This window comes from Blautia luti (genome assembly GCF_013304735.1).
Lineage (GTDB): Bacteria > Bacillota > Clostridia > Lachnospirales > Lachnospiraceae > Blautia_A.
The window spans coordinates 44,332-63,444 of sequence record NZ_JAAITI010000016.1; the positions used below are offsets into that span (position 1 = coordinate 44,332).

17 protein-coding genes are annotated in these 19,113 nt (G+C 45.6%); 3 read left to right on the forward strand and 14 right to left on the reverse strand.

Annotated features, from left to right (window positions below):
* Positions 1–41: 41 nt before the first annotated feature.
* Genes G5B06_RS10175 through G5B06_RS10190 form a run of 4 tightly spaced genes read right to left on the reverse strand, consistent with a single transcriptional unit; the run spans position 42 to position 4,710 of the window.
* Entirely contained in the window at positions 42–1,331 is a 1,290-nt protein-coding gene (locus G5B06_RS10175; RefSeq protein WP_173771973.1) for a diaminopimelate decarboxylase, read from the reverse strand.
* Between the two features lie 52 nt (positions 1,332–1,383).
* The gene (gene pyk / locus G5B06_RS10180; RefSeq protein ID WP_173771975.1) at positions 1,384–2,820 is read right to left on the reverse strand and encodes a pyruvate kinase; all 1,437 of its coding nucleotides are present in this window, start codon (positions 2,818–2,820) and stop codon (positions 1,384–1,386) included.
* 27 nt (positions 2,821–2,847) lie between these two features.
* Positions 2,848–3,738 carry a hypothetical protein gene (locus tag G5B06_RS10185; RefSeq protein ID WP_173771977.1) on the reverse strand — a complete coding sequence of 297 codons (891 nt, stop codon included), beginning with the start codon at positions 3,736–3,738 and terminating at the stop codon, positions 2,848–2,850.
* 30 nt (positions 3,739–3,768) lie between these two features.
* Complete coding sequence (locus G5B06_RS10190) at positions 3,769–4,710, reverse strand: magnesium transporter CorA family protein (RefSeq protein WP_022426904.1); 942 nt, start codon at positions 4,708–4,710, stop codon at positions 3,769–3,771.
* A gap of 226 nt (positions 4,711–4,936) precedes the next feature.
* Between G5B06_RS10190 and aroC the strand changes: the two genes are divergently transcribed.
* On the forward strand, positions 4,937–6,031 hold the full coding sequence (gene aroC / locus G5B06_RS10195) for a chorismate synthase (protein ID WP_173771987.1): 1,095 nt from the start codon (positions 4,937–4,939) through the stop codon (positions 6,029–6,031).
* Between the two features lie 150 nt (positions 6,032–6,181).
* On the opposite strand, the gene G5B06_RS10200 is transcribed toward aroC, so the two are convergent.
* The 7 genes from G5B06_RS10200 to hemA all read right to left on the reverse strand — a co-directional run bounded on the left by G5B06_RS10200 (position 6,182) and on the right by hemA (position 13,759).
* A complete protein-coding gene (locus G5B06_RS10200) occupies positions 6,182–7,267 on the reverse strand; it encodes a lactonase family protein (RefSeq protein ID WP_021977696.1) in 1,086 nt (361 codons plus the stop codon).
* A 133-nt stretch (positions 7,268–7,400) separates the two neighbouring features.
* Positions 7,401–8,681 (reverse strand): glutamate-1-semialdehyde 2,1-aminomutase, encoded by a 1,281-nt coding sequence (gene hemL / locus G5B06_RS10205; protein WP_173771989.1) that lies wholly within the window; start codon positions 8,679–8,681, stop codon positions 7,401–7,403.
* Positions 8,681–9,664 (reverse strand): porphobilinogen synthase, encoded by a 984-nt coding sequence (gene hemB, locus G5B06_RS10210; protein WP_021977698.1) that lies wholly within the window; start codon positions 9,662–9,664, stop codon positions 8,681–8,683. Before hemB ends, hemL begins: the two co-directional genes overlap by 1 nt.
* Before the next feature lie 2 nt (positions 9,665–9,666).
* Entirely contained in the window at positions 9,667–11,172 is a 1,506-nt protein-coding gene (gene cobA, locus G5B06_RS10215) for a uroporphyrinogen-III C-methyltransferase (protein WP_173771991.1), read from the reverse strand.
* Entirely contained in the window at positions 11,169–12,062 is an 894-nt protein-coding gene (gene hemC / locus G5B06_RS10220; RefSeq protein ID WP_334297585.1) for a hydroxymethylbilane synthase, read from the reverse strand. Before hemC ends, cobA begins: the two co-directional genes overlap by 4 nt.
* Positions 12,049–12,540, reverse strand: a complete 492-nt coding sequence (locus G5B06_RS10225; protein WP_173771995.1) for a precorrin-2 dehydrogenase/sirohydrochlorin ferrochelatase family protein — start codon at positions 12,538–12,540, stop codon at positions 12,049–12,051. Before G5B06_RS10225 ends, hemC begins: the two co-directional genes overlap by 14 nt.
* The gene (hemA, locus tag G5B06_RS10230) at positions 12,530–13,759 is read right to left on the reverse strand and encodes a glutamyl-tRNA reductase (RefSeq protein ID WP_173771997.1); all 1,230 of its coding nucleotides are present in this window, start codon (positions 13,757–13,759) and stop codon (positions 12,530–12,532) included. Before hemA ends, G5B06_RS10225 begins: the two co-directional genes overlap by 11 nt.
* 234 nt (positions 13,760–13,993) lie before the next feature.
* Between hemA and G5B06_RS10235 the strand changes: the two genes are divergently transcribed.
* Entirely contained in the window at positions 13,994–14,791 is a 798-nt protein-coding gene (locus tag G5B06_RS10235; RefSeq protein ID WP_173771999.1) for a sirohydrochlorin cobaltochelatase, read from the forward strand.
* Between the two features lie 123 nt (positions 14,792–14,914).
* On the opposite strand, the gene G5B06_RS10240 is transcribed toward G5B06_RS10235, so the two are convergent.
* Both G5B06_RS10240 and G5B06_RS10245 read right to left on the reverse strand, forming a co-directional pair.
* Positions 14,915–16,126 carry an NADP-dependent isocitrate dehydrogenase gene (locus tag G5B06_RS10240; protein ID WP_118062488.1) on the reverse strand — a complete coding sequence of 404 codons (1,212 nt, stop codon included), beginning with the start codon at positions 16,124–16,126 and terminating at the stop codon, positions 14,915–14,917.
* 163 nt (positions 16,127–16,289) lie between these two features.
* A complete protein-coding gene (locus G5B06_RS10245; protein ID WP_173762605.1) occupies positions 16,290–17,126 on the reverse strand; it encodes a S8 family peptidase in 837 nt (278 codons plus the stop codon).
* Positions 17,127–17,296: 170 nt separating this feature from the next.
* Between G5B06_RS10245 and G5B06_RS10250 the strand changes: the two genes are divergently transcribed.
* The gene (locus G5B06_RS10250) at positions 17,297–17,458 is read left to right on the forward strand and encodes a hypothetical protein (protein WP_173762604.1); all 162 of its coding nucleotides are present in this window, start codon (positions 17,297–17,299) and stop codon (positions 17,456–17,458) included.
* Positions 17,459–17,541: 83 nt separating this feature from the next.
* Here the strand turns inward: G5B06_RS10250 and spoIVA are convergent, their stop codons facing one another.
* Complete coding sequence (gene spoIVA, locus G5B06_RS10255) at positions 17,542–19,011, reverse strand: stage IV sporulation protein A (protein WP_173762603.1); 1,470 nt, start codon at positions 19,009–19,011, stop codon at positions 17,542–17,544.
* Positions 19,012–19,113 lie beyond the last annotated feature (102 nt).

Here is a 19,113-nt window from a genome sequence, read left to right on the forward strand (position 1 = left end):
ACATGCATGGAAGGCCTCTTTTCATAGCTTTAATCTATCTCTTATTTCAGTTCGTCTTCATCCTGAAGAAGTTTTTCAAAAACAGGGAAGCAGTCAAATGTTGCAAAATAATCTCTCGGTGTCTCGGCACGGCGGATCATCTCAAAGCTGCCATCTTCATGAAGAAGGATCTCTGCAGATTTCAGTTTGCCATTGTAGTTATAGCCCATTGCAAAACCATGAGCGCCTGCATCGTGGATCACAAGAAGATCTCCCATATCGATCTTCGGAAGCATACGGTCAATGGCAAATTTATCATTGTTCTCACAGAGGGAACCTGTCACATCATATTTATGGTCGCACGGCTCATTCTCTTTCCCCATAACGGTAATGTGATGATAAGCACCATACATAGCCGGACGCATCAGGTTTACTGCGCAGGCATCTACACCGATATACTCCTTGTGTGTATGTTTCTCATGGATCGCTTTTGTGACAAGGCAGCCATACGGTCCCATCATGAAACGGCCAAGCTCTGTATAGATCGCAACATCACCCATTCCCTCCGGAACAAGGACTTCTTCATAAACCTTGCGGACACCCTCACCGATCACACGGATATCGTTTGGCTCCTGATCCGGTTTATAAGGAATTCCGATACCACCGGAAAGGTTGATAAATTTAATGTGTGCACCTGTTTCTTTCTGAAGCTTCACGGCAAGCTCAAACATAACTTTTGCAAGCATCGGATAGTAGTCGTTGGTTACGGTGTTGCTGGCAAGGAATGCATGGATTCCGAATTCTTTGGCACCTTTGGATTTCAGGATACGGAATGCATCAAAGATCTGCTCGGTAGTCATTCCATATTTTGCATCTCCAGGATTATCCATGATACCGTTGCTGATCTTAAATACTCCGCCTGGATTGTAACGGCAGCTGATCACTTCCGGGATTTTTCCGAGAGCTTTCTCTACGCTCTCAATATGTGTGATATCATCAAGATTGATGATCCCACCGATCTCATCTGCATATCTGAACTCTTTCTCCGGTGTATCGTTGGAGGAAAACATGATGTCACCCTTTTTGCAGCCTACTGCCTTGGCCATCATAAGCTCTGTTTCTGAGGAGCAGTCGCAGCCACAGCCATACTCCTGCAGAATGTTGATCAGATATGGATTCGGTGTTGCCTTTACCGCAAAAAACTCCTTGAATCCTTTGTTCCATGCAAAAGCCTCTTTCAGCGCTTTTGCATTCTCACGGATTCCCTTCTCATCATAGAGATGAAAGGGTGTCGGAAATTTTTCAGTAATTTCGTTGAGTTTCTCAAGTGTCACAAATGGTTCTTTTTTCATAATAACTGCATCTCCTGTTTTTCCGACTGCTGTTCCCGAAGAAACCTCAGTCTTATTCTGCCTCGATCACGTGCATCATATTGGTCACTGCACCACGACCGTTTGTCATGTTAGTCGCAGGGTCTCCTGCTGTAAATACAACAAGGTCTCCTTTATGGATCAGATGACGGCTGCGGACAACATTCATAGCCTGAGACATGATATGGTCCGTGGTATCTCTCTGATATCCTTTCAGAGGTGTTACACCCCAGATCAGCTGAAGCTTATGCTGGATGGTTGAGTTTGGTGTGATCGCATAGATCGGAACCTTCGGGCGGAAATTGGAGATCAGTCTGGCTGTATTTCCACTCATTGTCGGTGTTACGATAGCGTTCGCTTTCAGGTTCTTTGCAGTACGCACCGTTGCAAGTGCCACTGCACTGGAGATCTTCTCTCTTCCATCCATGGAACGATGTTCGATAAACACTTTATAATCCAGATGCGGCTCTGTCATCTCTGCGATCTCTGCCATCATCTTAAGGGCATCAACCGGATATTTACCGGCTGCTGTCTCTCCGGAAAGCATGATCGCATCGGTTCCGTCGTAGATCGCATTGGCAACGTCCGCTACCTCCGCACGTGTCGGACGCGGATTACGGATCATGGAATCCAGCATCTGTGTTGCTGTGATAACCGGTGTATAATGTTCATTGCATTTACGGATGATCTCTTTCTGGATGTGCGGCACCTGGCTTGCAGGAATCTCCACGCCAAGATCTCCTCTGGCAACCATGATACCATCCGATGCTTCAATGATGGAATCAATGTTCTCAACACCTTCTGCATTCTCAATCTTCGCAATAATACCGATGTCCTTTCCGCCATTATCATTCAGAAGCTTACGGATCTCACGGATCACCTCTGCGGAACGGACAAAGGATGCCGCGATGAAATCAAATTTCTGCTCGATACCAAAGATGATATCCTTTTTATCCTGCTCTGTGATTCCCGGAAGATTTACTTTTACATAAGGAACATTTACGCCCTTCTTCTCACCCAGCTCACCGCCGTTTAAGATATCACAGACAATATCGGTCCCCTTGATTGCCTTAACCTCAAGCTCGATCAGACCATCATCAATGAGGATCTTGTTTCCCGGTTTTACATCCTTGTAAAGTGTCTCATATGTGATAGCAACCTTTGTACTATCGCCTTCAAAATCGCCAATTCCAAGTACAAACTGTTTTCCTGCTTCCAGCTTAACCTTCTGTCCGTCCTTCAAAAGTCTGGTACGGATCTCCGGTCCCTTTGTATCAAGAAGCATCGCGATCGGCATATCCAGCTCCTCACGAAGCTCTTTGATCATATCCACACGGCCCTTCTGCTCCTCGTGGTCTCCATGAGAAAAGTTAAATCTGGCAATATCCATTCCATTCTCCATAAGAGCTTTCAGAGTTTCCCTGTTGTTGCTGGCAGGTCCAAGTGTACAGATAATCTTTGTTTTTTTCATAATGATATTCTCCTTCGTTCGTACGTTTTACTGTACGTGTTTATGTGTAAATAAATGGTCCTGACAATATTCATAATTTCCCTTGCACTTTGAGCAGAAACGGAACTCCAGATTTGGATCATCCTTTTCGGTACGTCCGCAGATCGCGCATTTATGCTTGGCAATTCCATCTGGTCCATAGCCCGTTCTGGTCGGAGCCATGGCCTTCTTAAACTGCTGTCTCCTGTGAATCTCCTTCGGATTGTAACGGTTCATATCCCGCGTACTGAAATAAAAGATCACAAAATTCAAAAGTGATGCTACAATCGGCACAACGCCTACCCAAAGTCCAACTCTAAGATATGATACGATATCCCACGCAATAAACAGTCCATATACAAATGCCATCCATTTCATCTTGATGGGGATCACAAACATAAGCAGCAGCTGAAGATCCGGATATGTGACTGCATAGGCAAGGAAAATGGAAAGACTGATATAATATGTGGTAAAAATGCCACCGCCAAGAGAATAGGTAATCCCATTCATCATCACATAGCCACCTGTAAATACATACAGAAGCACTGCCGCGATCACAGTGAATAAAAGTCCTGAAAAAATATACAATGTATACCGGAAAGTCCCCCAGGTACGTTCCAGAGAAGTACCAATCGGATAATAGAAGAAAAAGATTGCGAGAAGGAACATCACAAGATTGCCGGTTCCTCCCACACTGGACGGCGGATAGATCACCCATGTCACCAGTCTCCAGACCTGTCCCTTCATGACCATGGACATATCAAGACTCAGCATATCCAAAACTCCCGGAGCAAACATGGCCAGAAAATATCCCAGCACATAGCATCCGATGATGTAAACAGTCAGATTCGGAACCCCGAATCTTCCGAATTTACGTTCCAGCTTATCAATAAATTTCATTAAAATCTCCTTTCAGAAAACTTTTGAAAATCAGAAAAACCGCTTCTTGGAAAGAATGATCGCTGCCACAACACTGATCGCCACAGAAATCAGGATAATGATCAGAAATCCCAACGGACTCCTTGATAAGGGCATACCGGAACCAGCCACATTCATTCCATAAGCACTGAACACAATGGTCGGAATGCTCATGACAATGGTAATGATCGCCAGTACCTTCATAACGATATTCATATTATTGGAAATAATAGATGCAAAGGCATCCATGGTTCCGTTCAGGATTCCGCTGTACACATTGGCCATTTCGATAGCCTGTTTGTTCTCAGTGATGACATCTTCCAGAAGATCCGTATCCTCCGGATATTTCTTGATACTGTCTATCTTCAGAAGCTTCTCCAGCACAACCTCGTTGGACCGGAGGGATGTGATAAAGTAAGTCAGGGATTTCTGCAGCTCCAGAAGCTCGATCAGCTCCTCGTTTCTTGTGGAAAGATGCAGTTTTTCTTCCACCTGCTCACTTTTCTTGTCAATGATACGCAGATAACGCAGGTACATACTTGCATTTCTGTAAAGGATCTGGAAAATAAAACGGGTCTTCATATAGGTAAAAAAGCTCCGGACTCTTCCTTCCATAAATCTGGTCAGAACCGGTGTGTCCTCCAGACAGATGGTAAAGATCATAGACCCTGTCACAATGATACCAAGCGGTATGGTTCCATACCAGTCCTTGTCATTACGCTCCTCGATCATAGGAACGTCAACCAGGATCAGTGTATAATTATCCTCAACTTCGATACGTGACCGTTCTTCCTCATCCAAAGGGGATCGTAAATCGTCAACCTCTATATCAAACTTCTCGGAAAATTCAAAAATCTCTGTTGCCGTCGGATTCGTCAGCGCAATCCAGCAGCCTTCCTCCGGTTCCTGTATCTGGTGGATGGCTCCGTCTATTGTCTTGTAAATCCTTACCACGATTCCCACTTCCCTTCTTTTGCTTTTCTTTTGCCAGGGCAAAATTCATTTTTATTATAAATAGTCAAAATAGCTTTGTCAATTCATACATTTTCTTTTTAAAAAAGCTTTTAAATAATTTCACAGGATCTTTACATAAAAATTCATTCTGCTTTCCACGTTCTTTACATTTTTTCCGGCTTCCTATATAATGATTCCAGAATTCCAACGAAAGGAAGTTATACAAATGAGCCAGTCATCATTCGGAAAAAAATTCGTAGTTACCACCTGGGGTGAATCTCATGGCAAGGCCATCGGTGCGGTTCTCGACGGCTGCCCGGCGGGCCTCTCTCTCTGCAAGGAAGATATCCAGGTTTTTCTTGACCGGAGGAAACCCGGCCAGAGCCGCTACACAACTGCCCGTAAGGAAGGAGATCTGGTTGAGATCCTTTCCGGAGTTTTTGAGGGAAAAACTACCGGCACACCAATCTCTCTTCTGATCCGCAATACCGATCAGCGTTCCAGAGATTACGGAAATATCGCATACTCCTACCGTCCCGGTCATGCAGACTTTACCTTTGACCAGAAATACGGATTCCGTGATTACCGTGGAGGCGGACGTTCTTCCGGAAGGGAAACCGCCGGACGTGTGGCAGCCGGTGCTATTGCCATCAAGCTGTTAAATGAACTTGGTATTACGTTTACCACCTATGCGAAATCCATCGGTCCTGTGGAAATCCAGTCTTTCTCAGAAGAAGAGATCCGGAACAATTCCCTCTGTATGCCAGACGCCGACGCAGCAAAAAAGGCATCCGCCTATCTCGAGCAGTGTCTCAACAGCCAGGACAGTGCAGGCGGTGTGATCGAATGCCGGATCAAAAATGTTCCTGCTGGTCTTGGTGATACGGTTTTTGACAAGCTGGATGCCACTCTTGCTCATGCGATCATGTCCATCGGTGCTGTAAAAGCTGTTGAGATCGGTGACGGTATTAATGTGACACGTCTTACCGGTTCCGAAGACAACGACGGTTTTGTCCAGAAAGACGGCATCATTTCCAAAACCTCCAACCATGCAGGCGGTATCATGGGCGGTATGAGTGACGGCAGTGACATTATCCTCCGTGCCCATATCAAACCAACACCATCGATCAGCCAGCCCCAGTCCACCGTAACCAGCTCCGGCGAAAATCTGGAGCTTGAGATCAAAGGACGCCATGATCCTGTTATTGTTCCACGTGCCGTAGTTGTTGTGGAAGCCATGGCAGCTCTCACAATCACCGATGCACTTTTTGCCAATATGAGCGCACGCATGGACCGCATCCACGAATTCTATCGCAGATAAAACCGCCCTTATTCCTGAAAGATCCGTGGATTCATCCGTAATGCCAAATGCTTTTCCAACAAAAAACAGACTCAGGGAATCTTATTGCTTATCCCTGAGTCTGTTTTTGTATCCGGATATCTGGCCGTTGCAGTCATTTACCGAAAAGAATCATTTGCAGATGCCATCCACATCTCCCGGCACCGGCCAGATATGGATGCTGTTCGGTGTTTCGATCTTTCTTGGCTTCTCATTCATCATAATAATATTTTTTTCGTAATCTACTGTAAAAACAGTAATACTGTTACTTCCATGATTTGCAATGGCAATGTGTTTGTTATCCGGGAAGATCATAAGATCTTTCGGATAATCACCGCTGATCGGAAGGGTAAATTTCTTGGTCAGAAGGCCGGTTTCCTGGTCTACCGCATACATGGTTACTGTGTTCTCACCTGCAGTTGTGCAGAAAAGATATTTGCCATCTGCAGAAAGAGACATACCTGATGCTGCGTTGTGAATCGCATCATTGGCGTCTTCTTTTCCAAGAGTGGTAATACTCTGGAGCAGCTGGAACTCCGGGTTCTTGCCGCTTCCGTCATAGCTGTATACCTTAACCTCATTGCTGAGCTCAAAAAGAAGATATGCAAATCTTCCATCATCACTGAAACGGATAATACGAGGGCCACTCTCTCTCGGGCAGCGGAGGATGTCAACAAGCTCCAGTTTATCTTTCTTCTTGTTGATCCTGTAGATCTTAACCTGATCAATGCCATTATCTACCGCACAGAGATATTTGTTATCCGGTGTGGGGCGGACACAATTTACATGTGGACGGAAGTTACGTTCTGCCACACTTCCAAGTCCTTTATGGAAAACACCGTCCATAACACTTCCCAGACGTCCGTCTTTATGTGTATGTACAACCGTTACCTTACCATCATGATAACCTGCTACATAAAGATATCTTCCGTCTACATCTGTTGCAAGATAACAGCCTCGCATTCCGTTAATATCTACGCTGTTAATACGGGAAAGATCTCCATTTTCATCTCTCTCGAATACAGCCACACCTTCATCCTCGATGGAGTACAGATATTTACCGTTTTTGGAAACTGCCAGATGAGATGCATTGCTGACCTCTACCTCGCTGCGCTCTGTCAGTGTTCCGTTCTCTACATCTACATCGTATACCTGAATTCCCTTACTGGTTCCATGGGTATATGTTCCCACGTAAGCCACGTACTTCTTTTTTCCCATAAGCTCTGGCCTCCTGCTTTCACATTCATTACGTATTTTTGTGTTTATTTTATCACAAAGTTTTTTGAAGAACAAGTTACCATCCTACTATCTTTGTGTAAATTCCTGTGCAAAATCATTTTTTTTGCGGAAATTACAGATCTCCCAGGGCGCCTCTCATTGCTTCCAGAGTTTCATCAATCACTTCATCTGTGTGTGCTGTGGAAAGGAACATTGCCTCAAACTGGGACGGAGCAAGATGGATGCCACGTTTCAGCATTCCCTTGAAATATTTTGCAAAAAGATCCAGGTTGGAGGTTTTTGCGGAAACATAATCTTTTACTTCCTGATCTGTGAAGAAGATACTTGCCAGGGAAGAATCATAATTTACCTGATATGGAAGACCTTTTTCCTCCACGATTGTCTTCAGTCCGCCGTAAAGTTTCTCGCCTTTTACTGCCAGATCTTTGTAGATCTCCTGATGCTCATAGAGATATTTCAGCTGTGTGAATCCTGCTGCCATGGCAACCGGATTTCCACTTAAAGTACCTGCCTGGTATACAGGGCCACACGGTGAGATCAGCTCCATGATCTCTTTGCGTCCGCCATATGCACCTACCGGCATTCCCGCACCGATAATTTTTCCATAGGTGACAAGATCCGGGCGAATGCCAAAATACTCTGCGGCTCCGCCAAAGGCAAGACGGAATCCTGTGATTACCTCATCAAAGATCAGCAAACAGTTATGCTCATCACAAAGCTGGCGAAGTCTCTTTAAGAAACCTGGTTTCGGAGGAACTACGCCCATGTTTGCTCCTATTGCCTCCACGATCACTGCCGCCACATTTCCCTCTTCCTGTTTGAGAAGCGCTTCCACGCTGGCCGCATCATTGTAGGTTGCAGTCATGGTATCCTGTGTGCAGCCTTTGGGAACACCGGCGCTGTCCGGAATACCGCTTGCCATCACACCGGAACCGGCACTTACTAGAAGGCAGTCACTGTGTCCGTGGTAGCAGCCTGCAAATTTGATGATCTTGTCTTTTCCGGTGAAACCTCTTGCCGCACGGATGGCACTCATAACAGCCTCTGTTCCGGAGTTTACCATACGAATCATATCTACATGCGGAATATGCTCACAGATAAATTCTGCAATCTCCACTTCAATTTCCGTAGCGCATCCAAAGCTCAGGCCATTTTCACAGGCTTTGATCACGCTTTCACGGATCTCCGGGAAATTATGTCCCAGGATCATCGGGCCCCAGGAATCAATATAATCCACATAGCGGTTTCCATCCACATCATAGATGTAACATTTATCTGCTTTTTCAATAAAACGAGGTGCCTCACCGATAGCTCCATAAGATCTTACCGGGCTGTTTACGCCTCCCGGTATTCTTTTTACCGCACGCTCAAATAACTGTTCTGATTTTGTCATCAGCCGATTCTCCCTTCATCCATAAGTCTTGCCAGAAGTTCTGCATAGTAGGTAAGATAGATCTGTGCGCCGGAACGGAATGCTCCGGTAGCCATCTCACCTACGATTCTTTCCTCATCGATCCAGCCGTTTGCAGCTGCTGCTTTTACCATTGCATATTCACCGCTGACACTATATGCCGCAACTGGTACATTGGTAGCTTCCTTTACCTGCCAGATCATATCCTGATATGCAAGAGCCGGTTTTACCATGATGATGTCCGCACCTTCCTCAACATCTGTAAGGGCTTCTTTCAGGCCTTCTCTGCTGTTGTGTGGGTCCATCTGGTAACTCTTTCTGTCACCAAAAGACGGAGCAGAATCTGCTGCCTCACGGAACGGACCATAAAATGCGGAAGCATATTTTACTGCATAGGACATAATCGGAGTTGTATAATGTCCGGCTTTATCCAGGCACTCTCTGATTGCTGCAACACGGCCGTCCATCATATCGGAAGGTGCTACCATATCCGCTCCTGCCTCTACGTGGGAAAGTGCTGTTTTTGCAAGAAGATCCAGTGTTTTGTCATTGTCCACATCATGACCGCAGAGAACGCCACAGTGACCATGGGAAGTGTACTCACACATGCATACATCTGTTACATAATACAGTTCCGGAAATTTCTCTTTTGCAATGCGAAGAGCTCTCTGAACGATTCCCTCCGGATCATAGGCACCGCTGCCCACCTCATCCTTATGGTCAGGAATACCAAAAAACATTACACTGCCAACACCAGCTTTGGAAAGCTGTTCCAGTTTATAGGGAAGGCGGTCCAGGCTGTAACGGTACTGCCCGGTCATGGACGGAATTTCTTCTTCCTTGTTTTCTCCTTCCATCACAAACATGGGATACATAAGAGAAGATTTATCCATTCTTGTCTCACGTACCATCTTACGAAGGTTTTCGCTGCCTCTTAATCTTCTTGGTCTTTTTGTCAGTTCCATGATCATTCGCTCCTTTTCATATCCTCCACCAGCTTGACAAGACTGTCAATGGTGGCTTTTTCTGACATATATGCTTTCATTCCAAAGCTCTCAGCTGCCGCCTTCGTCTGTCTGCCGATGCAGGCCGCCTTAACCTTTGAATAATCCAGTCCTTTTGTTCCCTCCACAAAACCTTTCACAGTGGAGGCACTTGTAAATACTGCACAGCTGATCTGTCCTGTCTCAAATTCCTTTTTCTCATCAATGAGCTGGCTCTTTTCGTAAAGAGTCTGATAAGTTGGAATATCCTCAACCTCAGCCCCTGCCTGTGCAAGAAATTCCGTAAGCTTTTCGTTACCTTTTTCCGCCCGCGGGATGAGAATTTTTTCTCCGCCGGAAAGGATCTCTGAAAGTTCCTTTCCAAGGGTATCCCCGTCATATACAGACGGCACAAAATCTGCCAGAAGGCCTCTTTCTTTCAGAGCCTTTTTTGTTCCCTCACCGATCACTGCCAGACGGATGCTTCCCATAGCACGGATATCTTTTCCATGACGGACAAGTTCCTCAAAGAATACTCTTACTCCTGTAGGGCTGGTAAATACAAGCCACTGATAGGTTTCAAGCTGATCCATTGCCTGATAAAGGCGGCTCTGGTCTTCCATAGGAACCGTACGGATCGCTGGAAGTTCCAGAACCTCCGCTCCTTTTTCACGAAGCTTGTCCGCAGTTCTGGAAACCAGTTCTTTTGGCCTCGTGACAAGAACTTTCCAGCCTGCAAGAGGCAGTTCTTCATACCAGCCAAATTTTTCTGCCAGTGTACATACCTTACCTACTACTATGATCGCCGGTGTCTCAATTCCCTGGCGCTTTACCTCTTCTTCCAGGGTGGAAACTGTAGCCACGATCCGCTTCTGGCCAGCTGTCGTTCCTTTCTGCAGGATTGCCGCAGGCATATCTTTTTCCATACCTGCATTTATAAGACCGGCACAGATATCCGGAAGTGCGGAAACGCCCATCAGAAATACCAGCGTTCCCTTTGTATCAACAAGTGCACGGAAATCAATGTCATATTCTTCTCCGGCTCTCTTATGTCCTGTGATGATGTGGACTGAGGAACAGAAATCCCTGTGTGTTACCGGAACCCCGTTATATGCCGGTACTGCAATGGAAGAAGTAACTCCCGGAACAACTTCATAAGGGATTCCATTTTCCCGAAGAAGTTCCAGCTCCTCTCCGCCTCTTCCGAAAAGGAACGGATCTCCGCCTTTCAGACGTACCACACGAAGGCCTTTTTGCGCCTCTTCCAGAAGTACCTGATTGATATTTTCCTGACGCATGATGTGGTGGCTGGCACGTTTTCCCACATTGATCAGTTTCACGCCTTCCGGAATCCGTGACAGAACTCCCTGGCCTACCAAGCTGTCATAGACAACCACATCTGCCTGTTCCAGCACTTTGAGACCTTTTAATGTAAAAAGACCGATATCGCCAGGACCCGCTCCTACCAGCCATACTTTTCCTGTTTTCATCTGTTTTCTCCTTTTTTTCGAAGAGTTTCTGCCAGTTCCCTGCCTAAGCTTTCCGCATCTGCCTTGTTACCACGCAGTGTTCCGGTTACATAGGAACCGTCTTTTTCATTATAATAAAGTCCTCTGAGGTATATCTCATTCCCGAAAATTTCCGCATGGGCAGCCACCGGAGAAGAGCATCCTCCATCCAGGAGCTTTACAAAAGCACGCTCCGCACTTCCCGCAGCCCAGGCATCCTTATCACAGTAGCCCTCCAGGAAATCATAAGCTTCCCCTTTTCTTCCCTGTACAGCAAGGATTCCCTGACCAGCAGCCGGAATGATCTCATCTGCTGTAAAATACCGGTTGATCCTGGATTCCAGTCCAAGTCTCTTAAGACCGGCAGCAGCCAGGATCAATGCGCTGTACTGCCCTTCATCCAGCTTCCGGAGTCTAGTCTGCAAATTTCCGCGGATACTTCTGACCTCCATATCCGGATACAGTTTTTTAAGCTGTAAGGTTCTCCTTAAGCTGGAGCATCCAAGGGGCTTGCTTTTATCAAGTTCAGAAACTCCATCCGGAAGAACCAGCACGTCTCTCGGATCTTCTCTTTTGGAAAAAGCCAGCAGCGGCAGCTCCTCCGGAACCTCCATAGGCATATCTTTCAGGCTGTGTACAGAAAGAATACTCCTTCCATCTATCAGTGCTTTATCCAGTTCCTTTACAAAAAGCCCTTTTCCGCCAACCTTATCCAGTGTACGATCCAGAATGATATCCCCGGTAGTTTTCATAGTGAGGATTTCCACTTCCAGATCCGGATTTTTTTCTTTTATGTAGTCACGGACCATTTCGCTCTGCAGCACTGCAAGCTTACTCTCTCTGCTGCCGATCACGATCTTATCTCTCTTCATCTTCATCCTGCTCTCCCAGTACTTTTTCCAGCGCTTTCTGGATCTCTTCCCTTACGCGCTTTGCCTTTTTATGATCCAGTCCGCTGGCTGTAACTCCAACCACCATTTCATCCCGCATATATACGCCCGGAAAATAAAAATCACATGCTTCACGGTCGGAGGCTACATTGACATAAATGCCCTCCTCCTTACAGACACGATGGATCTCATCATTCAGCTTCCAGTCATTGGTAGCAGCGATCACCATATATGCGTTGGCAAAGTCTGAACGTTTCACGGGACGGATACATAAAGTTACAGTTCCTGCTTTTCCGAGATCCATAAGTTCCTGGGTCACTTTCGTAGCCACTACCGTGATATTTCTTGTAAATTTCAGAAGAGTCTTTATCCTTCTGGTGGCAATATTGCCGCCTCCTGCCACAACGATATTTTTATCGGACAGGTCTATAAACATGGGGAAATAAGGTTTATTCTTCATAAAGTTTCTCCAGTCCTTCCACACATTCCAGAAAAGCATCCTGGTTCAGACTGTCCCGAAGCCCGAAGATCAGCTTGTTCACAACCTTTCCGGCTGCAGTATCCACTGCTTTTTTCAGGTTTTCTCTGTCTGAATCTTCCATAGGGGTTTTCCGAAATATTTTTTCGATCCTTAAGTTCAGATCTTCCACAGCATCCGCTTTGATCTCCTGGATACGAGGGATGATATCACGACCTTCCAGCCACTGGAAAAATTCGTTCATCTGGTCCTTCACAATGGAGCCTGCTGCTTCCAGGTTATCTGCAAGTTCCTTCGGTGTCTCGCCAGTTCGGAAGCTGTCCATATCATAAAGTGTGATGTTTTCTTTTTTTCGGATCTCCGGATCGATATCTCTCGGAACTGCCAGATCAATAAGGATCATAGGTCGTTCCACACGTACATCCTCAAACAATTCTTCTGTCAGTGTATAATTGGGGCTTGCCGTTGCGCTGACCACCAGATCACACTCCGGCAGATAATCCATTCTCTCACCATAATTGATCCTGCTGCATCCAACCGGAATGCTCACAACACCGCTTCTGTACTGACGGATCGTAACCGTCACATCCGCTCCTGCTTCACGCAGTGTCTGGGCAGCCATCTTCCCCATCTCACCGTTTCCGATCACCATACAGACTTTATTGCGAACATGATAACCGCCTTCTTCCAGAAAACGGATAGCCTGATGGATCACAGAGGGATTTCCATGGGAAAACGGCACTTCCGTTTTGATCTTCTTGCCTGCAGTTACCGCCATACGGAAAAGCACCTCCAGAACACTGTCTGTGGTAAACTCATCCCTTGACATGCTCAACGCATCCTTTACCTGTGTCAGGATCTGATCTTCTCCCAGGATCTGGGATTTTAGTCCGCTGGTAAGATAAAAAAGGTGCTCTACCGCCTCCTCATTTTCTCTGCTGATAAAGTATTTCCGGTATTCTTCCCCTTCAATTCCCTTCAACCTGCAAAGCCACTGATAAAGTTCCGGTTTTTCATCTTCTTCCGTGCTTACCCAGAGTTCCAGCCGGTTGCAGGTTGACAGAATAATACACCCACAGATCCCCGGCTCTTTTTTCAGCTTAAGCAGTGCCTCACCGGTATTCTTCCTGGTGAAAGCAAAAAGAGCTCTGATATCCACAGGTGCCATATTATGGTCAATTCCAAGCATGAATATACTCATGTCTTTTGTTCTCCTTTGTTTCCAGGTGGTTTCATCTACCACCGATATGTCAAGCGAATATTCGCACTTATATAACTGTATTCCCGTACATTTTTCATATGTCCGCAGTCTTTTATAATGATAAACATTTCCGCCCGGAAAGTCAACTACGATTGACAATCCTGTACCCTCCTTTTATAATAACTTCAGGTAGAAAATGCGGAAAATATATTTCAGGATGGAGGAAATCCCTGTATGAATGCAGCTTCAAAAAAAGCAATCCTCATAGTCAGTTTTGGTACAAGCTATGAGAACACCCGTAAACGAACCATTGACGCCATCGAACGTGATATCGCCGATGCGTTTCCTGCCTGTCCGGCCTATCGTGCCTGGACAAGCAAGATGATCATTGCCAAATTAAAAAAACGTGACGGAATCATTATACACACAGTAAAAGAAGCTATGGAACAGATGCTTCTCGATGGAATTACTGATGTGATCGTACAGCCTACTCATGTAATCAACGGAATTGAAAACGACCAGATGAAAGCAGACGCCCTTTCTTTCCGTGACCGTTTTTCAAGTATTGTTTTCGGAAATCCTCTTCTTACCACAGAAGAAGATAACCAGGCTGTCGTCCAGGCTGTTGCCGATGAGTTTCAGGGTATGGACCAGGAAACAGCCCTTGTTCTTATGGGACACGGAACGGAGCATTATGCAAATTCTGTTTATGCTGCCCTGGATTACCGTTTTAAAGATATGGGACATAAAAATATCTTTCTCGGAACTGTTGAGGCTTATCCTGCCCTGGATTCTCTTCTCCGGGCTGCGGACAGCTTTCAGCCAAAAAAGATTGTCCTTGCTCCTTTTATGATCGTAGCAGGCGATCATGCACAGAACGATCTGGCCGGTGAAGATCCGGATTCCTGGATGAACCGCCTTTCCTCGGAAGGGTATGAGGTAACTCCCGTACTGAAGGGTCTTGGCGAATATCCGAAAATCCGCCAGATTCTCGTAGATCATGTACAGCAGGCCATGGACGCTTCGATCTGATTCTAAACAGGGTATATTTTTTATATCCACCATAAAAAACTGCACCGGAATCCATCTTAGGATCTTCCGGTGCAGCTTTTTTATTTTTATGAAATTACTGGAAATTTTGAAAATTTCTGTTATTTATGCCATTAACTCATCCAGTCTTGCTTTGACAGCAAGGATAAATTCTTTACTGTTCAGTACCTGTACATCTTTCAGGGAAGTGATCAGCGCAAGGTCTTTTGTCATCTTTCCGCTCTCGATGGTATCCAGTGTTGCTTTTTCCAGTTTTCCCGCAAAATCAGCAAGTGCTTCATTTCCGTCCAGCTCTCCTCTCTTGCGGATTGCTCCTGTCCATGCAAAGATTGTTGCCACAGAGTTTGTGGAGGTTTCTTTTCCCTCAAGATGACGGTAATAATGTCTCTGAACTGTTCCGTGAGCAGCCTCATACTCAAAATATCCTTTCGGAGATACCAGCACGGAAGTCATCATTGCAAGAGAACCGAATGCGGAAGAAACCATATCACTCATAACATCTCCATCATAGTTCTTGCAGGCCCAGATAAATCCACCTTCTGCCTTCATAACACGGGCTACGATATCATCGATCAGACTGTAGAAGTAAGTCAGGCCGGCTTCTTCAAATTTATCTTTAAACTCTGCCTCAAAGATCTGCTGGAAAATCTCTTTAAATCTTCCATCGTATGTCTTGGAAATGGTATCCTTGCTTCCGAACCATACATCCTGTTTGGTATCCAGTGCATAATTAAAGCAGCTTCTTGCAAAGCTCTTTACGGAATCATCCAGGTTGTGCATGCCGCGGAGAACACCTGCTCCGTCAAAATGCTGGATCAGTTCTTTACGCTCTTCTCCGTCCTCGCCCTCAAATACGAGATATGCATCTCCCGGTTTGTCAATATAAAATTCTGTATTTTTATAGATGTCACCATATGCATGACGTGCAAGTGTGATCGGTTTCACCCAGTTCTTTACACATGGCTCAATTCCTTTTACTACAATCGGAGCGCGGAATACGGTTCCATCAAGAATAGCACGGATCGTTCCATTCGGACTCTTGTACATTTTTTTCAGATCATACTCTTCCATTCTGGCTGCATTCGGTGTGATGGTAGCACATTTTACTGCAACTCCGTATTTCTTGGTTGCTTCTGCCGCATCAATCGTCACCTGATCATCTGTCTCGTTTCTGTGTTCAAGGCCAAGATCATAATACTCTGTATTCAGTTCCAGATATGGTGTGAGAAGTTCGTCTTTGATGATCTGCCACAGAATACGTGTCATCTCGTCTCCATCCATCTCAACTAAAGGTGTCTGCATTTTGATTTTTTCCATATTATTTTCTCCTTTTGAGGTTTATTCTCCTGTCCGGATTCCAGGTGCTCTTTCCTTTAGAATCTTTCTTTGGCACTTTTACTGTACATTGTACTCATATTTTTCATTTCCGTCAACGCTTTTATGCTTTACCACACTATGTTTATAAGAATTGTATAATAATTTAGTTTTTTATTAATTTTTCACAGTTAAATTTTCCCCACCCCTGCTGATTTCTGGGAAGTCCCATATCATCCGTGCTTTCTCTTAACAACATCTTTATTTCCACGTTGGAAAGCTGCGGCTCTTTTTCCAGAAGACAGGCAATTCCTCCGGATACCAGCGGCGTTGACATGGAAGTTCCACTCTTGATCCGGTACGTGTAGGGAATCCCCGGCGCACAGGAAGTTACACGATTCCCCGGTGCAACCAGATCAGGCTTGCACACACACTCAAACGTAGGTCCTCTTCCGGAAACTGCCTTATTTCCCTGCAGCATATCACTGGATCCTACGGTAATAATCTTCCGGCTGCTTCCCGGTGCTGTCACTGTGCCATCCCCAGGCCCTTGGTTCCCGGCAGCTGCCACTACCGTAAAACCTTTATCCCACAGCTGTTCCACGCCTGCAAGAAGATCCGTCTGTTCATTCATACTGCGCGAAGTTGTTCCTACCGAAATATTTACAATGCGGATATTATAAATTTTTCCAAAATCTTCAATCCACTGAAAAGCCTGAAGTACATCTTCACGGCTGCCATTCCCGAAACGATCCAGCACTTTAAGCGCAACAATGCCACATCCGGGAGCAGCCCCCTTATATCTGCCCTGGGATGCCGTGCCGTCTCCGCCCAGAATGCCGCTGACATGGGTTCCATGTCCGTTATCATCATAGGGACCTGATTTTCCTTCTGTAAAATCACAGAATGCCAAAATACGCCTGCCAAAATCTATATGTGGAAAAATCCCGGTGTCCAGTATGGCTACACCGATTCCTTTTCCGGTATATTTTCTTTTATACATAAACAAAAAATCTCCTGCCGGACAGATGATTTCTCTTTAGCTTATTCCGGTTACAGCCCGAAGGCAACTGAAAACCGTTAAAATATCTTTGTGCTTTTTTTCATAGAATGTATAAAATCCAGTATTTTCTCCAATGCTTAACATATCTGAAAAATAAAGGAGGTTTTTCTATGCTTCTCTTTTTTCTTGTATTCTTCGGGATTCAGATATTTATTCTTTTCTGCTGTGCAGCGGCAGGTAACGATGCTGCTTCCCAGGAGCTTTCCGACCAGGAACAGCTTCAGTTTATTGCAGAATGGAAAAAACAGCATCAGAAAAAGGACGTCTGCTGAAGAACGTCCTTTTTCACTGCAAAGAGGATATTCGCATTCCGCCTCGCTACATGCTCATGAACAAAATTGCTTCGTAATTTTGTTCATATGATAATACAAACCAGGCCGCCTTTGCTGTCATTTACGATCTTCTTCATAGTATCCTGAAGCTTCACCTGACTTTCCTCGCTGATCATGTCCAGCTTGTTCCGAATCCCGTCTTCCACCAGCTGCTGGATGGATTTTCCGAAAATATTGGTCTCCCAGATACTTTCCCCCCGTTCCGGGCTTTCTCTGATATACTTTATCAGATCCTCCGCCTGCTGTTCTGTACCAACGATCGGAGCGATCTCCGTTTCGATCCCCGCCCGGATCATATGAATGGACGGGCTTTTTGACCGGATCTTTACTCCGAATTTATTTCCCTGACGGATCACCTCAGGTTCCTCAATAGTGATCTCGGAAAGCTCAGGTACCACAACACCATACCCTGTTCCTTTTACCGCTTCCAGAGCAGCCTGGACTTTTACAAATTGTTCCTTCATTCCGGCCAGTTCTTTCATAGTCTGGATCAGCTCATATTCACTTTCCATGGAGATTCCGCTCATTTCACTGAGCATCTGATAATAATAAATATCTTTTACTGCGATCCGGATACGGACCGTTCCGTCGGAAAGGCTGACCTGCTCAAGAAGTGTGTCTTCCACGTACGGACTTTCCAGATGTACCGATTCTCTGGTTACATCCCGCACATGGGTAAGTCCGGTCATCTTTTCCCGGATCTCCTTTAACAGTGCTGCTTTGACTTCATGTTCCGGAGAAAGCATTTCCACCCACTTCGGAACAAACAGTTCAATCTCACTGACTGGAAACTCATAGAGGATTTTTTCCAGGATTCTGGTCACATCTTCTTTACGGAGCTGTTCACAGTTTACTGCCAGAACGGATACTCCATATTTCTCTTCCAAATTTTTTACGGTTTTTCCGGTTTCCTCGCTGTATGGAGTCTGGGAATTTACCAGAATCAGAAATGGTTTTCCCTGGGCTTTCAGTTCTTTTATGGTCTGTTCCTCTGCCGGGATAAAATTTTCTCTGGAGATCTCCCCGAAGCTTCCGTCTGTTGTGACTACAATTCCGATGGTGGAATGCTGGCTGATCACTTTTTCCGTCCCGATGCGGGCTGCATCATGAAACGGGATCGCTTTTTCCTGCCAGGGAGTTTTAACCATCCGCTCCCTGCCCTCTTCCACATTTCCGGATGCATCTTTTACCAGAAAACCTACACAGTCAATAAGTTTTACCCGGATTTTCTGGTTTTCCCCTATGGATACTTCCACTGCTTCTTTTGGAATAAATTTGGGTTCTACGGTGGTAATCATTTTGCCGGCACCGCTAAGTGGCAGTTCATCCTGAAGCTCCGCTCTTTTTCCCTCGCTGATCGATGGCAGCGCCACCAGCTCCATAAATCTCCGGATAAATGTGGATTTTCCTGTACGGACCGGGCCCACAACCCCTATGTAGATATCTCCGCCCGTCCGCGCCTGGATATCACGGTAAACCTGAAAGTTTTCCATATAAAAAAGCCTCCCTGCATATACTGGCCTGTAAGTTCCGGGAACCGTCTTAAAAAAGACAGTTCCCGCATACCACAGTATATGCCCGGAAGGCTTCTTATA

Bases quoted from the DNA above. Each gene is read 5' to 3' on its own strand.
- G5B06_RS10175 (WP_173771973.1), bottom strand. From the start codon at position 1,331: ATGAAAAAAGAACCATTTGTGACACTTGAGAAACTCAACGAAATTACT.
- pyk (WP_173771975.1), bottom strand. From the start codon at position 2,820: ATGAAAAAAACAAAGATTATCTGTACACTTGGACCTGCCAGCAACAAC.
- G5B06_RS10185 (WP_173771977.1), bottom strand. From the start codon at position 3,738: ATGAAATTTATTGATAAGCTGGAACGTAAATTCGGAAGATTCGGGGTT.
- aroC (WP_173771987.1), top strand. From the start codon at position 4,937: ATGAGCCAGTCATCATTCGGAAAAAAATTCGTAGTTACCACCTGGGGT.
- G5B06_RS10200 (WP_021977696.1), bottom strand. From the start codon at position 7,267: ATGGGAAAAAAGAAGTACGTGGCTTACGTGGGAACATATACCCATGGA.
- hemL (WP_173771989.1), bottom strand. From the start codon at position 8,681: ATGACAAAATCAGAACAGTTATTTGAGCGTGCGGTAAAAAGAATACCG.
- hemB (WP_021977698.1), bottom strand. From the start codon at position 9,664: ATGGAACTGACAAAAAGACCAAGAAGATTAAGAGGCAGCGAAAACCTT.
- cobA (WP_173771991.1), bottom strand. From the start codon at position 11,172: ATGAAAACAGGAAAAGTATGGCTGGTAGGAGCGGGTCCTGGCGATATC.
- hemC (WP_334297585.1), bottom strand. From the start codon at position 12,062: ATGAAGAGAGATAAGATCGTGATCGGCAGCAGAGAGAGTAAGCTTGCA.
- G5B06_RS10225 (WP_173771995.1), bottom strand. From the start codon at position 12,540: ATGAAGAATAAACCTTATTTCCCCATGTTTATAGACCTGTCCGATAAA.
- hemA (WP_173771997.1), bottom strand. From the start codon at position 13,759: ATGAGTATATTCATGCTTGGAATTGACCATAATATGGCACCTGTGGAT.
- G5B06_RS10235 (WP_173771999.1), top strand. From the start codon at position 13,994: ATGAATGCAGCTTCAAAAAAAGCAATCCTCATAGTCAGTTTTGGTACA.
- G5B06_RS10240 (WP_118062488.1), bottom strand. From the start codon at position 16,126: ATGGAAAAAATCAAAATGCAGACACCTTTAGTTGAGATGGATGGAGAC.
- G5B06_RS10245 (WP_173762605.1), bottom strand. From the start codon at position 17,126: ATGTATAAAAGAAAATATACCGGAAAAGGAATCGGTGTAGCCATACTG.
- G5B06_RS10250 (WP_173762604.1), top strand. From the start codon at position 17,297: ATGCTTCTCTTTTTTCTTGTATTCTTCGGGATTCAGATATTTATTCTT.
- spoIVA (WP_173762603.1), bottom strand. From the start codon at position 19,011: ATGGAAAACTTTCAGGTTTACCGTGATATCCAGGCGCGGACGGGCGGA.